The organism is Streptococcus sp. LMAG:39, assembly GCF_008680485.1.
GTDB classification, from domain to species: Bacteria; Bacillota; Bacilli; order Lactobacillales; family Streptococcaceae; genus Streptococcus; species Streptococcus pasteurianus.
The window spans coordinates 583,572-598,643 of record NZ_NALE01000001.1 but is presented as its reverse complement, the minus strand read 5'-3'; the positions used below and the strand labels follow the sequence as shown (position 1 = coordinate 598,643).

Annotated in this window: 16 protein-coding genes and 3 pseudogenes; 12 read left to right on the top strand and 7 right to left on the bottom strand. The window is 35.8% G+C overall.

Annotated features, from left to right (window positions below; translation table 11 throughout):
- Positions 1 to 162: 162 nt before the first annotated feature.
- On the top strand, positions 163 to 1,017 hold the full coding sequence (locus CCC20_RS02835; protein ID WP_003065868.1) for an AraC family transcriptional regulator: 855 nt from the start codon (positions 163 to 165) through the stop codon (positions 1,015 to 1,017).
- A gap of 303 nt (positions 1,018 to 1,320) precedes the next feature.
- On the opposite strand, the gene CCC20_RS02830 is transcribed toward CCC20_RS02835, so the two are convergent.
- On the bottom strand, positions 1,321 to 2,070 hold the full coding sequence (locus CCC20_RS02830) for a MurR/RpiR family transcriptional regulator (RefSeq protein WP_003065866.1): 750 nt from the start codon (positions 2,068 to 2,070) through the stop codon (positions 1,321 to 1,323).
- Positions 2,071 to 2,236: 166 nt separating this feature from the next.
- On the opposite strand from CCC20_RS02830, the gene CCC20_RS02825 reads away from it, so the two are divergent.
- The 6 genes and pseudogenes from CCC20_RS02825 to CCC20_RS02800 all read left to right on the top strand — a co-directional run bounded on the left by CCC20_RS02825 (position 2,237) and on the right by CCC20_RS02800 (position 7,030).
- Positions 2,237 to 4,108: a glucose PTS transporter subunit IIA gene (locus CCC20_RS02825; RefSeq protein ID WP_270619880.1), complete on the top strand. Its 1,872-nt coding sequence runs from the start codon at positions 2,237 to 2,239 to the stop codon at positions 4,106 to 4,108.
- Positions 4,108 to 5,580, top strand: a complete 1,473-nt coding sequence (locus tag CCC20_RS02820; protein WP_013852135.1) for a glycoside hydrolase family 1 protein — start codon at positions 4,108 to 4,110, stop codon at positions 5,578 to 5,580. Before CCC20_RS02825 ends, CCC20_RS02820 begins: the two co-directional genes overlap by 1 nt.
- A 555-nt stretch (positions 5,581 to 6,135) precedes the next feature.
- Positions 6,136 to 6,273: a hypothetical protein gene (locus tag CCC20_RS02815; RefSeq protein WP_013852134.1), complete on the top strand. Its 138-nt coding sequence runs from the start codon at positions 6,136 to 6,138 to the stop codon at positions 6,271 to 6,273.
- Between the two features lie 12 nt (positions 6,274 to 6,285).
- Positions 6,286 to 6,387: pseudogene (locus CCC20_RS02810) on the top strand (hypothetical protein); the annotation flags it as partial.
- Positions 6,384 to 6,686 carry a bacteriocin immunity family protein gene (locus CCC20_RS02805; RefSeq protein ID WP_353733551.1) on the top strand — a complete coding sequence of 101 codons (303 nt, stop codon included), beginning with the start codon at positions 6,384 to 6,386 and terminating at the stop codon, positions 6,684 to 6,686. The pseudogene CCC20_RS02810 and the gene CCC20_RS02805, both read left to right, overlap by 4 nt.
- Positions 6,687 to 6,733: 47 nt before the next feature.
- The gene (locus tag CCC20_RS02800; protein WP_043910274.1) at positions 6,734 to 7,030 is read left to right on the top strand and encodes a bacteriocin immunity protein; all 297 of its coding nucleotides are present in this window, start codon (positions 6,734 to 6,736) and stop codon (positions 7,028 to 7,030) included.
- A 126-nt stretch (positions 7,031 to 7,156) separates the two neighbouring features.
- Here CCC20_RS02800 and CCC20_RS02795 read toward each other — a convergent pair whose 3' ends face one another.
- The gene (locus CCC20_RS02795) at positions 7,157 to 7,834 is read right to left on the bottom strand and encodes an NAD(P)H-dependent oxidoreductase (protein WP_268700208.1); all 678 of its coding nucleotides are present in this window, start codon (positions 7,832 to 7,834) and stop codon (positions 7,157 to 7,159) included.
- 161 nt (positions 7,835 to 7,995) lie between these two features.
- On the opposite strand from CCC20_RS02795, the gene CCC20_RS02790 reads away from it, so the two are divergent.
- Positions 7,996 to 8,142 (top strand): hypothetical protein, encoded by a 147-nt coding sequence (locus CCC20_RS02790; RefSeq protein WP_287178974.1) that lies wholly within the window; start codon positions 7,996 to 7,998, stop codon positions 8,140 to 8,142.
- A 25-nt stretch (positions 8,143 to 8,167) separates the two neighbouring features.
- On the opposite strand, the gene CCC20_RS02785 is transcribed toward CCC20_RS02790, so the two are convergent.
- On the bottom strand, positions 8,168 to 8,344 hold the full coding sequence (locus CCC20_RS02785; protein WP_236718662.1) for a hypothetical protein: 177 nt from the start codon (positions 8,342 to 8,344) through the stop codon (positions 8,168 to 8,170).
- A gap of 144 nt (positions 8,345 to 8,488) precedes the next feature.
- On the bottom strand, positions 8,489 to 8,917 hold the full coding sequence (locus CCC20_RS02780) for a MarR family winged helix-turn-helix transcriptional regulator (protein WP_287178970.1): 429 nt from the start codon (positions 8,915 to 8,917) through the stop codon (positions 8,489 to 8,491).
- 140 nt (positions 8,918 to 9,057) lie between these two features.
- Here CCC20_RS02780 and CCC20_RS02775 point away from each other — a divergent pair, with 140 nt between their 5' ends.
- The gene (locus tag CCC20_RS02775) at positions 9,058 to 11,631 is read left to right on the top strand and encodes a PRD domain-containing protein (RefSeq protein ID WP_003065849.1); all 2,574 of its coding nucleotides are present in this window, start codon (positions 9,058 to 9,060) and stop codon (positions 11,629 to 11,631) included.
- An 87-nt stretch (positions 11,632 to 11,718) separates the two neighbouring features.
- Here the strand turns inward: CCC20_RS02775 and CCC20_RS11385 are convergent.
- From CCC20_RS11385 to CCC20_RS02765, 3 genes and pseudogenes are all read right to left on the bottom strand, one after another.
- A pseudogene (locus tag CCC20_RS11385) lies at positions 11,719 to 11,880 on the bottom strand (IS3 family transposase); the annotation flags it as partial.
- Positions 11,881 to 11,883: 3 nt separating this feature from the next.
- Positions 11,884 to 12,261 (bottom strand): annotated as a pseudogene (locus CCC20_RS02770) (transposase); the annotation flags it as partial.
- Positions 12,262 to 12,347: 86 nt separating this feature from the next.
- On the bottom strand, positions 12,348 to 12,770 hold the full coding sequence (locus tag CCC20_RS02765) for a DUF3284 domain-containing protein (RefSeq protein WP_231729903.1): 423 nt from the start codon (positions 12,768 to 12,770) through the stop codon (positions 12,348 to 12,350).
- Positions 12,771 to 13,073: 303 nt separating this feature from the next.
- On the opposite strand from CCC20_RS02765, the gene CCC20_RS02760 reads away from it, so the two are divergent.
- From CCC20_RS02760 to CCC20_RS02750, 3 genes are read left to right on the top strand one after another with little or no spacing between them, the layout of a single operon-like run.
- Positions 13,074 to 13,388 carry a PTS lactose/cellobiose transporter subunit IIA gene (locus CCC20_RS02760; RefSeq protein WP_013852129.1) on the top strand — a complete coding sequence of 105 codons (315 nt, stop codon included), beginning with the start codon at positions 13,074 to 13,076 and terminating at the stop codon, positions 13,386 to 13,388.
- Between the two features lie 25 nt (positions 13,389 to 13,413).
- Positions 13,414 to 13,713 carry a PTS sugar transporter subunit IIB gene (locus CCC20_RS02755; RefSeq protein ID WP_003065842.1) on the top strand — a complete coding sequence of 100 codons (300 nt, stop codon included), beginning with the start codon at positions 13,414 to 13,416 and terminating at the stop codon, positions 13,711 to 13,713.
- Between the two features lie 35 nt (positions 13,714 to 13,748).
- A complete protein-coding gene (locus tag CCC20_RS02750) occupies positions 13,749 to 15,047 on the top strand; it encodes a PTS sugar transporter subunit IIC (RefSeq protein ID WP_003065840.1) in 1,299 nt (432 codons plus the stop codon).
- Positions 15,048 to 15,072: the final 25 nt, after the last annotated feature.

The following is a 15,072-nucleotide window of genomic DNA, read 5'->3' as shown; positions in this document are numbered from 1 at the left end:
TTTTATATAACAAAACGGAAGGTGTTAATGACTTTCCGTTTTGTTAAGTTAGGGACAGCTCTTTTTATTCAGTTTTATATTATGATACAGGCAATATAGTTATGTTAAGAATAATCAGAAAATAACGAGAATTGTTAAAATCTAAAAATAGGAAGGTAGATAATGGAAAATTCTCTTTACTTAGTGAAAGAACCTAATACTCATCTGAAAGATTGTTACTTTAATTTCTGTGGATATTCAAAAACAGAACCGAGACATAGTTTTGGACCAGCTATTCGAAAGCAGTACTTAATACATATAGTTTTAGAAGGCCAAGGCTACTATTTAGTTAATGATCAGAAATATTATTTGAGGAAAGGTCAAGGTTTTGTGATTCCTCCAGGGATATCGACTTTCTATCAGGCAGATGAAAATAATCCGTGGTCGTATGTATGGTTGGGGTTAAGTGGTGATCTTGTCGAATATTATCTCAAAGAAATCGGTGTTGGAAAGGATCACCTTACCTTTAAAGTAGATAATTTAAGTTTATTTAAAGGATTAATTTTTGAAACTTTATCTTATGATCAAGATAATCTAGTTAGCGAGCTATCTAGACAAAAACAGGTTTATAAATTTTTAGAACTTTTATTGAGCTCAGCGAGTCATTTGAAGGAAGGAATTGTTACCAAAAAGATGAATCCTTTTGTACGTCAGGCGATAGAAATAATTCGCGAAAATGCTTATCAAAAAATATCTGTAAAAGATATTGCTACAATGCTATCATTACATGAAAATTATCTATCTCGTTTATTTAAGCTTGATATGGGAATATCAATAAAAGAGTATATTAGTGAGATTAAACTTTCAATTGCAAATGATTTATTATCATCGACTGAATATTCAATTCAGCAAATTAGTGATAAGATAGGTTTTTCAACAGTGCAATCTTTTTCAAAAGCCTTTAAGAAAGCAAATGGTGTTTCACCTGGTATATATCGAAAACATCGATTGGGCTTAGGGATTATTAAAGTTGAATAGTTTTTCATGGAATTGGTTTCGGTGTTAGTTATATGGAGTGGATGAGAATGAAGTAGGCACTCCCAGAGAGGATGAAAGTCATTCTCTTTTTTATTTCAAAAAGAAAGTGTTACATATTGGTATAGTAAAATCTCAGAATCCTATTGTAGTATTCTAGGTAGCTATGTTAGTTTTCATCAGATTTCTTATCATTGCTCTGATGCGAATGCATTTACTTTTCATTGTAGGTTGAATCATATGAGCTTTTTCTACAGTCAAAGAATTGCAGTAAGACAGAATTATGGAATCTAGATTATAGCCTTTTTATAATTTCTTGTGGGCCATATTGAGCAAAACCTCAACAAAAATCATAGCGATAGCCTGCGTATCTACAATAGATTGTTTTGAAATGGAATTTCCAGGAAGAGTAATGACATGATTAAAGTATTTCGCGGCAGCAGCGTGCTCATTTAATGTAATCAGATAGGAATTCTGTGGCATATTTTTTGAAACAGCACTTAATGTGTTATTGAAATTGGTTGACGACCCTGAAATAGAAAACATAATAAGTGTATCTTCTTCGTCAATAATATTTGAAAGATGATTTCCGCTGTTTAAATCACTTGCTAATTGACTAGCGATACCTAAATCTTGTAAACCAAAATGTAAGTACCTTGCAGGGAGTGATGATAGAAAAATACCAAGAATATGCAGACGCTGTCTTTTTAAAATACAATCAACAAGTTCGTCAATTGCTTGACGTTCTAAATGTTTCATTTGATTTAGAATAAGGTTATAATTATCCGCAATTTGGTCAAGAATATCTTCATTTTCTTCTTTTGGCTTTTGATGAATATAATTGATAGCATCGTAGCGAAAATCTTTAAAACCTTTATAGCCCAAAATTTGGCAAAATCGTAGGACGGCAGATGTAGAAGTATGTGAATTTGTTGCAATTCTAGTAATTGTCAACGTTTCTACTTTCTCAAAGTTTTCTTTGAGAAAGTGATAAACTTTTGTTTCAGATTTTGAGTATTCTGGTTCGTGGAGTTGCATTTTTTGTAAAATATTCATAGTAAAAATACCTTTCTAATCAAGTATTTTAATTATTTTTGACAAAAATGTCAAAAATAATTATAAAAAATGTCAAAAAACATTGACAAAGTTTTTGAAAAGAACTACAATGATTGTGTTAAAATTTACAAAATAAAATGACAAAAATTACAAAAGGAGGTTAGCTATGGATTATAAGAAGTTAGCACAAGAAATTGTCACAAATGTTGGTGATGTTGACAATATTCAAACCTTGTCTCATTGTATGACACGGTTGCGGTTTCAACTAAAAGATGCTTCAAAAGCTAATAAGGAAGCTTTAGAAAATTTAGAAGGGGTTATTGGAGTTGTCTATGCTGGTGGTCAATATATGGTCATCTTGGGACAACATCTATTGCAAACTTATGATGTGATAATGAATGATTTTAACATTGCATCAGGTGGTAGTATCGATGAAAATTTGGATGGTGACTTAACCCCTAAAGAACCGTGGACATGGAAGAATGCAGGCAGTAAAATTATTGGCTTTGTATCAAGTTCAGTTACCCCAATGATCCCTGGTCTGATTGCTGGAGGGATGTTAAAGGTTGTCTTATTATTGATTGTGACCTTTATTGATAGTCATTTTGCTACTTCATCAAGTTATTTGTTATTATCAGCTATTGCAGATGCCCCATTTTATTTCATGCCAATTTTTGTTGCTTACGGTGCGGCTAATAAATTAGGTGCTACACCAATTTATGCTATGGCTTCGGCAGCAGCATTATTGCATGGGAATTTTACAGGTTTAGTAACAGCAGGTGCCCCCATTACGTTATTTGGAATAAGTGTTAGTTTGCTTTCGTATGGAACATCACTTTTACCTGCTCTACTAATTGCTATTCTTGCTTATTATGTCGAAAAATTTCTTAACAAGATTATTCCAAATATTTTTAAGGCAATTTTTGTCGGAATGGGGACTATTTTTGTAGCAGGAAGTTTAGGTTTTATTATCTTAGGTCCACTTGGAAATATGTTTGGACAAGGTATCGCAAGTTTGTTTATGTTCTTGGAAGGAACTGTGGGACCAATTGCTGTGGGGCTTTTGGCTGCTGCTCTTCCTTGGATGGTTATGGCTGGAATGCATACCGCATTAGCACCATTTATGACACAGTTACTGTCTAATCCTGGATACGATGCCATGATTCGTCCTGCCTTTCTTTTACATAATATGGCTGAAGGTGGTGCTGTTATTGGTGTTACGGCACGTACTAAGGACAAAGCTAAACGAGGTGAGCTTCTATCGATTGCTATTGGTTGTATCGTGGCAGGTGTCACAGAACCTGCAATTTATGGGGTTAACTTGAAGTACAAGAAACCAATGTATGGTGTTATGGCTGGTGGTTTTGTTGGTGGTATCGTTGCTGGTATTCTTGGTGCTAAAGCCTATGAAATGGGGTATTCAAATATTCTTGCTCTACCAATCTTCGGTAAAACTGTTTTAGCAGCTGTTGCTGGGATTATTGTGACTATTGTTGTTGCAGCGGTTGTAACTTATCTACTTGGAATTGATACTACCAAAGAAGATGCTAAGTTGACTGTCACGGAACCTGTTCGTCAGGTTGTACCAGATGATGCTATCCTTGCTATTGCTAATGGTGAGTTGGTTCCATTAGAAAAGGTGAATGATGAAGTATTTGCTCAAAAATTAATGGGAGATGGTATTGCCTTCAAACCAACAAGTGATTTTATCACAGCGCCTGCTAATGGTGAATTAACAACTGTCTTTCCAACAGGACATGCGTTTGGTGTAACACGTCCTGATGGCGTTGAACTATTGGTTCATATTGGTATTAATACCGTTGAGCTAAACGGAGAAGGCTTTGATGTTTTGGCAAGAGCTGGTGATAGTATTCGCGCGGGTCAACCGATTGTGAGAATTGATCGAGACAGGATTAATCAAAAAGGTTATGATACAACAACTATGTTAATTATTACCAATGCTAATGGAAAAACGATTGAACTACCTCAAATGGGTGATGTGAAGCAAGGGCAACGTTTGGATAAGGAGGAAAACTAATGTCATACGAATTACCAAAAGGGTTTCTCTGGGGAGGAGCCACAGCAGATTTTCAATATGAGGGGGGCTTTGACGAAGGAGGACGTGGTTTACTTTCCCATGATTATGAAACAGATGGTTCACAAGAAAATCCACGTCATCATACCATGCAAATGCCAGATGGTAGCATTATCAATCCGCGTAGCTCATTTTTCTATGCCGATCCTGTTCCGAAAGAAGCACAGCCTGTCTTTTTAGAAGATGAATATTATCCTAGTCATCGTGCAGTTGATTTTTATCATCATTATAAGGAAGATATTGCTTTGATGGCTGGCATGGGATTTAATGTTTTTAGATTTTCAATTTGTTGGTCACGTATTTTTCCAACAGGTGAGGAAGAAACGCCTAACGAAGAGGGGTTAGCGTTTTACGATGATGTAATTAATGAAATGGCAAAATATGGCATGGAACCTTTAATTACGATTTGTCATGATGAGTTGCCGATGCATTTGGCGTTGAGATATGATGGTTGGTCATCACGTCATGTCATTGATTGTTATGTAAAATATTGCAAAACTCTCTTTGAACGTTACGGCAACCGTTGCCGTTATTGGTTGACTTTTAATGAAATCAATGCTGTGCGAGGCTTTGGTCCATGTGGGACACGACAATCAGAAGGGCAAGATCGTTATCAAGCTGCCCACCATATGTTTGTAGCTAGTGCGCGTGCTGTTAAACTTGGACATGAAATGATGCCAAATAGCCAATTTGGTGCAATGTATGCCATGAGTGAACTATATCCAGCAACTTGTAAGCCCGAAGATGTTTTTCATCGCTTGCAGGAACGTCGTGAAAATTGGTATTTTATTGACATTATGGGGCGAGGTTATTACCCACGTTATGCAAAAGAAATCTGGCATCGTCGAGGCGTGAAAGAAATTGTTTTTGCTGAAGGTGATGAAGAAATCCTTAGAGAAGGTCAACTTGATTTTATTTCTTTTTCTTATTATCGCTCTAATACCACTAAAGCTGGAGATGACTGGTTTAATGTTGGTGGCTCTACGAATCCATATCTTAAAGAGACGCCGTGGGGATGGCCTGTTGATCCCTTAGGGCTGCGTCACGTCATGAATGAGATTTATGATCGCATACAAAAACCAATTTTTATTGTTGAGAATGGTATGGGTGCCATTGATGAGCTTGATGAAAATGGTATTGTTCAGGATGATTATCGTATTGATTATTTACGTGATCATCTTCAAGCAATGGCTGATGCTATTATCATTGATGGTGTAGAATGTTTAGGTTACACCATGTGGGGACCTGTTGATTTAGTCTCACTTTCAACAGGAGAAATGAAAAAACGTTATGGCTTTATTTACGTGGATATGGACGATAAAGGTAATGGTAGCTTGAAACGTACTCCTAAAAAATCCTATGCTTGGATGAAAGAAATTATCGCCTCAAATGGTGCTAAGTTATCTGAAATTTAGAAAGAAAAATTCAATCAATAATGAGTGTCATCTCCTTTTGTCATTGATTTTATAAACAAAGCCAGTTCTGAACGTCAAAATTCAGAACTGGTTTTTGGTTATACGGTGTTAATGAAAGGTCTCTATCAAACTAAACGGGGGTATTAGCCTTAAGTAGTTGACAAGCATTGTCTTAGTGTATAGAATTAAGCTACTGAGAATTGTCTATTAAACCACCAAAGCCCGAAGGTATCTTAATGCCTGCGGGCTTTTTGACGTTCTTTTCAAGTTAACGGATTTGCTGATAAAATAGAGCAGAATACAGCTACGATAGCAAGGACGACGTCTGAGAGTTTGTCCACTAGTAGCACTTCCCTTCTAGTGTAAACTTGCTCAAGGGGGAAGCATTGCCTAAATAGCATGGCATATACTTGTGTTATTGTGTATGTAAAAGTTATAGTAACGGTTTACGACTAAATTCTTACGTTTTATGACTTGTACCATCATTTTCTTACGAATGTGTTATACTAAAAGCGTGTTAGCTCTCACCGTAAATGTAAAGGGGAAGTATTCGTTATGAGTGCAAAAACGTTACAAGAGTTTCAGACATTGACAGATACAGAACATGCTTCTGTTAGTAGTGGCGGTTTAGGTTATTATAAAACAGTTATAGAAGGTGCAAATGGTTATGCCTGCTGTTGTAGTAATGGATAGTGGGATTATAAAGTAACTAAGGGTGTCTTCCAAGCTACGACTGACGTTATTACGAATGATTGGATAAAGTCTATAGGGCAATCTTATTTTATTATTCCAGATTATAGAGGATAAAATCAAAGCCAAAGTTCAATAAAGAAAATATACTAGTTGAAGTCTATAATCTTATTCTTGATAGTGAAACAACCGATACAGAAAGAAAAGAATTAGTTATCTTTAAAGATGAGGTTGAAAAAGGTTTAGGCTTTGATAATGCTTTAATGAAATTAGCCGATCACTTACGTTTAATAGGTTTAGATAATGTGTTGAAACACAGAAGCATGAGTAAAAAAGTTAACAAATTTTACATGAAGATAAATTCAGTTGGTCAATTTAAGAAAAATTTTGGTATCTATTTTCCACCTATGTTTTAATTAAGTTGAGAGCTTACACAATATTATGATAAAAAGGAGATTGTTCAATGAGATTAAAATGGTTTGCTGGTGGTAAAGAAAGAAGAGACAAAGCTCTAATTATTCTTGATAAATTAATAGCCAGTTTTCATAATAATTATGGTGTGCAGCCTTTGACAGATTTATTCTTAAAGTATAAGAGTGAATTAAAAAACGGTAGAACATCAACATCGTTTGTTTTGAGTCGTATGAATATCGAGCTTTCAAGAGTATTCACTCAAAATGAAATTAGATTAACTGAAGAGCAGTCTAGATTACTCAAAGATTTAAGAAGTTTATCAAATATCAGATGGGGTTATTATTAATGTTTAGCCAGTACTGGGGATAAAGAGTTACTCATCTTTATCCCTAAATTATTTCTAAAATGTTGCAAAACACCATTTTGGATATTCGCAAATATTGATATATAGCTATTTTTACTAATTAAACTTTTAATCGAGCCATGTAATGACTTTTTCACGAGGCTTACGTGAGCGTGGGTGTTTAGGGTCATGTAGACGATAACCAAATGATACCATGCTTGCGATGCCTTCGTTGTCAGGATTAATGATGCCTGCACTAGCTAAAATGCTATTGACTTTTTCGTAATTAAACCCTTCAATTGGGCAAGAGTCAATGCCAAGCATGCTGGCTGTGGTCATCATATTTCCAAGTGCAATGTAAGTTTGTTTGGCAGTCCAGTCAAATAAAGCACGTGGATTATCAGCCATTTTCATATCATTTTTTTGGAAAGATTCGTAGGTTGCTAAACGGCTGTTAAGAGCATCATCTTCACCGAGACCACGTCGAATAAGGCTATTTTTGACCGATTCAGAATCATAGCGTGCATTTTTTTCAGCAATGAGGAGAACAAAATGACTTGCTGTATCTAATTGGTATTGAGCCCCCCAAGCAACGGCTTTGAGTTCATCACGAAGTTTTTCAATTTGTTTGCGGTCAAGAACAACGAAACGCCAAGCTTCCAAACCAATAGAAGAAGGGCTCAACCAAGCTGTATCAAGAATAAAATCCATGTCATCATGGGAAATTTCTTGGTCGTTGTAAACACGGACAGCAACACGGTGGTCAAAGGCAGTACGAATTTGTTTTTTGATATCTTCTTTTGACATAGTTTTCTCCAGTTTTCTTTCTATGGTAACACTTAAAAGCTATTTTTGCTAGTTTTTAGCAAAAGAAACAAGCCCGTCTAACCAAGCTTGGTGACCAAGCATCATTGTGTTAGGAATAGTTTTTGCTAACTCCTTAGCAGGTGTAACGATTTGAGATTCTTGTGTCAAGATACGAACACAGTTGCGGCCCAATTTTTGAACTAACCAAGCATGGTAAACGTCAAGAAATTCATCGCCTTCAGCTTCGTTCCAACCATGCTAAGCGTAAAACACCATTTTCAGTATCTAAATCATATGCTTCAATTTGAGCTTCAACGGTCAAAAACAAATGTTTTAAAACGGAAGCGTGTGTCGTTTATAAGAAATAGTAGGCTCTTGACTATACATGTGCACGTCTGATGAATTTTCGTAATAAGTTTCCCATTTGCTAGCATCAAGCAGACCGTTGAGAATATTGTCAAAGTCAAGGTCTTTAAGGATACCCTCGTTTGAAACAAAGTTATCAGTCAAACCTGGTGTGAATTTTCTGGAAAATTAATAGATAACATCAAATATACAACTAATATTTGTTAATAGAACAGTATAACAAATATTAGTTGTACACACAATTATTGAAACTCAAAAATATAAAAATCGGAGTTACTTGCTCTCCGATTATCTCAATTTTTCTGAATTGATATTGATGATAGAAGCCAAGTCATCGGCGTAAGCATCACCAAGAATAGTTTTATAACGGGTATGCAGATTGTCCCAAGCTTCTCGGATATCTGGTAAAAGTTCTCTGCCATTGACTGTAAGATAAACTTTTCGAGTACGTCCTTCAGTTAGTGTTGTGACATAACCTTTATAGACCAATTTTTCGATAAGGCGTGTCAAGGTAGAAGGTGCAATATAAAGTATTTGTGCAATATCCTTTTGCAACCTACCATCTTCTTCCGCAAGAATAAGAAGAATAAAGGCATAAGTTGGAGCCATTCCAACTGTTTGGAAAGCTTCCGCCGCCAATTTGTTGAGGGCACGATCCATCTTTTTTACAGTAAAAAATAGGCAAGAGTCAAGTGATTCTTGAATAGATTTAGACATAGGATTCCTCTCTTCTGTCAATCATATTAGCATACAGAATGGAAATTGGCAAATGGGAGAGATTCATTTTTTTGAAAAGGGTTACATTATAAGGCGAAGTAGTGTATACTAATCTGTATAAATAACTTTGAGGTCTGCTGATGAAAACAAATAAAGAAAAAATTTACGATTATCTGATGACTGATGTTTATGAGACAGGCAAGATAGCTGTAGTAACACAAGAAATTGCTGAAGTTTTCGGACTTCAGCGTTCAAATGCTAGCAGCCTTCTCAATGAATTAGTTAAAGAAGGTCGCTTGGTCAAGCAAAGTGGACGCCCTGTAAAATATATCATCAATGACCATTTTGAAAGTCAAAACAAGCAATTTCCAAAAATGATTGGGGATGATGGTAGCCTTAGTAAAGCTATTCAGCTGGCTAAGGCAGCGATTTTATATCCTAAAGAAAATATCAATGTACTGATAATTTCTGAAATGGGGACAGGTAAAACGGAGCTTGTTCGAAATATGTATGCGTTTGCGACTTCAAATCATGTACTGGGAGTCGATTCACCCTATATTGAGTTTAATTGTCATCATTTCAAAAAAGAGATGCAAACTTTGGTCAATGAATTGTTTGGTTCACGTCTTGAAGATAGTTTATTTGCCAAGGCAGATAATGGTCTTTTGTTTATTGATAATGCAGATATTTTACCAGCAAAGGAACAAAGCAGGCTTTTTAAGCTATTAGAGACAAAGCGTCTATACAGCGAGGACATGACAGATTACATTGATTGCCAGCATTTAAAACTTATTTTAGGTATCTCAGGAGATATAGACAATCAATTTAATCAACATGTCAATATGATTATCAACTTGCCTTCCCTAGATGAGCGAAGTGTGGAAGAAAAGTATAATATCATGTTATCTTTGTTCAAGGAAGAAGCAGCGCGTGCCAATAGACGCATCGAAGTATCCAAGGAAGTGTTGTCACAACTTCTTTTAGCTCATTTTGAGTTTAATATCAAAGAGTTGGGTTACCAACTAACTTCGGCATGTGCCACGGCCTATTTGAGAGTTATTGATAATGAAAAGCCTATCAAGGTTAATTCAAATGACTTGGTTTTAAGAGATAATCAAAAGCTTATTCGTGAGTTGTCCTATCGTCAAAAAGTTTTAAATCTGCTAGAGGATGTTGACTATGTCAGTTTCTTACCTGAAGGTGACAGTTATTTAACCAAGCACAATATCTATCATAAACTGGACAAGAAGTTTCAGGAAATGGGAGATGTGAGTCAGGCTGATAGTTTATTGAAAGAAGTTCATTCGCATATTGGAAAGATCCTTTCCAAATATTTTAAAGGGAGTGAGGATGGTTTAGCGCAGCTGTCGAAAATTGTAGATAATCGTTTGATTACCACCGTTAGTGATTTTTTGCAGCAACACCACATCGAACTTGAGCGTAGTCGGTTTTACGGTTTGTGTCTGCATGTAAATGCTCTCCTAAAAGACAATCACAATCAGCAACAACTTTCCCAAGAACGTTATGTTGAAATGATTAAAAATTATCCAGAAGAGTATCTCCATGCTAATCAATTAGGTAAGGTTTTGGAATCAGATTTTCACCTTGATTTAAGTTTTGAGGAGACTATTATTCTTGCTGCATTTTTTATCAATGAAGAAATGGTAACACCAGTTTCAAAGACTGTTTTGCTGTATATTTTACACGGTGAAGGAACAGCTACGTCATTGGCAGAAACGACCAAGACACTCACTCAGGCAAATAATGTCTATGGTTATGACCTCCAGTTGAATCAAGATATTAGTGATGTAAGAGATGATCTGAAGGACTACATTGCGAACATTCATCAGGGGAAAGGGCTTATCGTTATTTATGATATGGGGTCAATAAAATCTATGCTTAATGAGATTGCTCTGCAACTGAATATAAAAATAAGACGTTTAGAAGTTCCTATTACTATGCTGGGGATTGATATTGCCAGAAGGTTGCAAATGGAAAATGATATTGATGATGTTTTCCATGATACCGCTCTTGAATGGAATAGGTATGCTAATAAAGAGCATAAAGAAAGAATTATTATCACGCTTTGCCACACGGGAGAAGGTGGTGCCTTGCAGATGAAACAGGTAATTGATAAAAATTCTCGGCTGGGCTATAAGGTTATCCCTTTGGCGATTTCAGATAGGGACCTGCTCAATCAAGAGGTTTATTCTCTAAAGAAAGCCTACTATATTCATTGTTTTGTAGGTACTTATGATCCGCGAATGCTGGGTATTCCTTTTATCCCATTACGGTCAGTCTTTGATAATGGTATTGATAATATTGATGCAACGCTGACTTTTTCTCCTATCGCAACCAATCGTGCTAACTATGATCCTATTTATGAAAATCTTGCTGAGAATTTGAAATACACACCGATTGATAAAATCAAAACGTATTTACCAGACTTTATCAATCAGTTGGAGCTGATTTATACCTTATCAGAAGACCAACAAGTTGGACTTTTAATGCACATATCTGCTATGATAAATCGTCTCCGCAGTCCTAATCTAACGGATGTCAATTATAAAATTGATACAGACTATTTTTTACAGCATTTCAAAGATGACTATAAATCAATCCGACGGATGCTAAAAAATCTTGAAAAGCACTTTAATATTATTATTAGTGATGATGAAGTTGCATTGTTAATCCAAATCATTAGGCAAATTTAAAATCCAACCAAACTCTAAAAAATAACTCCCTTAGACAACTGTACTGGCCCCTAAAAGTTGGACAATTAATTATTGAAAGGATTTAGTTCTATATTGCATAGGGCTGAATCCTTTTCGTTTTGTCTTGATTCGTTTATTGTTATAGTAAAAAAATATAGTCTGTAATGGCTTTCTCAAACGCATCAAGAGACTGATAAGACTTCCCGTATAAAACATCTCGGACTTTAGAATGCCAAAGAAAGATTCCATCTATTCCCAAGTTTTCTTTGGTTTTCGCCCCATCTTTGGTGGGCTCCCTCTAGTTTTCTCAACAATAGTACCCCCATTTTTCTTATATTGTGCCAGCCACTTTGCCAGATGACTATAATTGAGTAAGGCATAATCAAGAGCTAGTTGCTTTTGGGATTGACCTTTAAACAAAACTTTAGCAATCATTTCTTGCTTTAAGTCTGGAGAGTAATAGATATTTTTCCTTTTCTAGACGATACCTATTCCATACCGATCAATCAGTCGAAACATATATTTGATATAAGCCTTAACAATACTAAACTTTTCTGATAAGGAGTTAATCGACTCTCCATTTTGGCGTAACTCATAGAGTTGAACCTTGTTTTCATAACTTAATGTCATACAAAAAGCACTCCGATCGTTAGATGTCGTGTCTAATGATCGGGGTGCGAGTCAAGGATATTTAAGGTGTTTTCTTGAACTTTGATTTAGTCCTTAACAGGACGTTGACTATGGATTTTTTTCTGAATGTCAAATAAGGTGTCTGACATGCGTCCGTAATAAACACCTTCACTAAACCAACGCATGAGCTTGTTTTGCTTTTGCTTGTTGAAACTATCAATCTCTTGAATAAAGATAATGTCAAGTCCTTTGTCGCCTTCTTCAGTCTGATAATCAATGGTAATAGTATCCGTATGACTTTTGATGATGGCTTTATAACGCTTATTTCGCGTATAATGGTCAATAGTGATTGTCATTGGTTGATGTTCAGCGACAGCAGTGCTATACGTCATTCCTTCCTTGATATCACCAGTGTATAGCATATTTTTTGCTTTGCTGTACTGTTCACGTACCTCAGACTCTAGATAATCGTAAAATTCGTCTTGTGTGACATCTAAAGTTCGTATCATTTTCATGACTTTAGTTTATCATATTTCAAAGATGATATGAGTGAATTCATCAAAACTCTTTTTAAGTTGGTTTTGTCTATACAAATAGCTGTAATGCTTATACACTAAAGAGGAATAAAGCCTCAAAAGATATACACTACGACTTTTGAAAAATTTTAGAGAGGATTTATTTTCAAATAGAGTTTATACAGCTATGGAAAGTGTATAAAATAAGCTTAAAAAGCGCTCAAAATCAATTTTGACAGCGGTTACGGAAGTGATAAAATAAAATCATCAAATAACAAAACACAAAGGAGTTAAGTTATGACTGAAAATAGTTCTTCAGAATTGATGGCAATGACCTTAATTGCTAATTCAGGTGATGCACGTTCCTTAGCCTTTCAAGCCTTAGAAGAGGCTAAGGTTGGAAATTTTGATGAAGCAGATAGACTACTTAAAGAATCGGATGAGAAGTCCAAAATCGCCCATCATGCCCAGACGGAACTCCTCTTTTCCGAAGCAAATGGCGATCATCTTGAATTAAACGTCTTACTTGTCCACGCTCAGGATCATCTTATGACAAGTATGTTAGCAGTCGAAATGATTCGCGAATTTATCACTCTGTACAAAAACAAATAAATCACATCTAAAAGGAGAAATTATCATGAAAATTTTACTCGTATGCGCAGGCGGAATGTCAACTTCAATTCTTATGCAAAAAATGGCTAAATATTGGGAAGAACAAGGTCAAGAACTTACAATCAAAGCGGTTGGACTAGGTGACTATGAAAATGTCTATAAAGATTTTGATATTGTCATGATGGGCCCTCAAGTGTCTTATCGTTTAAAAGAAGTAAAAGAAAATACAGGCTTGCCAACAGCAGCTATTCCATCTTTTGAATATGCTATTGGTGACTGTCCAAAAATTATGAAATTAGCTGAACAACTTTATGCAGAAGTCTAAATAAATCTATAAATTATCATTTTTGGAGGTAACACATGGAGTCCTTATTCAATAGTCCTTTTATGGTCAAACTTCAAGATTTTGGGCAAAAACTAGGATCTAACAAATTTCTATCCGCTCTGCAAGGAGCCATGATGTCATTAATGGGAATTATCATGATTGGAGCTATATCCCAAATCATAACTTCTATTGGGAGTACAATGTTTGGTTTATTTTCAGCTGATAGTGAAATCTATGCAATTTTGTACTCACCTTATAATTTCACGATGAACTTACTTTCAGTGTGGGTAGTTGCTTTCTTTGCTTATAACTACGGCAAAAACTTAAAAATGAAAAATCCATTGATTACGATGGTGGATGCTTTGGCAGTGTTCTTCTTAGTTGTTTCACCTATTGTGGTAACTGAAGTAGGTGTTTCAGCACTTGACATGACCTATCTTGGTTCAACAGGTATGTTTGTCGGCTTTGTCATTGTTTTCATTGTTGTTCAACTTGAGAAATTCTGCGCTGACCACAATATTCGTATCAAGATGCCTGATGTAGTTCCTCCCTTCTTGCAAGATTCATTTGCTGCTATTTTGCCATTATTCTTTAATGTTGTTTTGTTCTTAGGGCTTGATGGCATTGTTTCAGTAGTAACTGGTGGGGCATATTCAATTCCTTCAGGATTCATGGCTCTGATTGGTGCTCCTTTAAACGCTCTAACATCAGTACCAGGTATGTTTATTCTTTGTACCTTTGCTGTTTTACTTTGGTGTTTTGGTATTCATGGTACCATGATTCTTGTACCAATTATCATGCCTCTTGGCTTGCAAGCAGCGGCAGCAAATGCAGCAGCTCATGCGGCAGGTGATCCACTAACTTTCTATCCAGTAGCATTGTTTGCAGGTATGGCATGTGCAGGTGGTACAGGTAATACGCTTCCTCTTGCTCTGATGGGACTTCGTTCAAAATCAAAACAGATCTCTGCTATTTCTAAAATCTCAGCAATACCAGGCTGGTTTGGTATCAATGAACCATTGACATTTGGTATGCCAATCATGTACAATCCAATTCTTTGTATCCCTTATGTTCTCAATGTTCCAATTGTCATGTTGCTGACGCTTATTGCATATAAGATTGGTTGGCTCATGCCTGCATGGATTTCTATTTCGGCTCTTCTACCTATGGGCTTTGCCCAATATCTAGGAACTTTGAATTGGTTCAATGCTGTTTGGGATTATCTCATGCTAATTCCTGCAACTATTGTTTATTACCCATTCTTCAAAGCGTATGAAAAACAACTGATTGCAAAAGAAGCAGAAATCGAAGCAGCAGAAGCTGCTAATGCGTAAAGTATTTGATATAAGATGCAGCTGA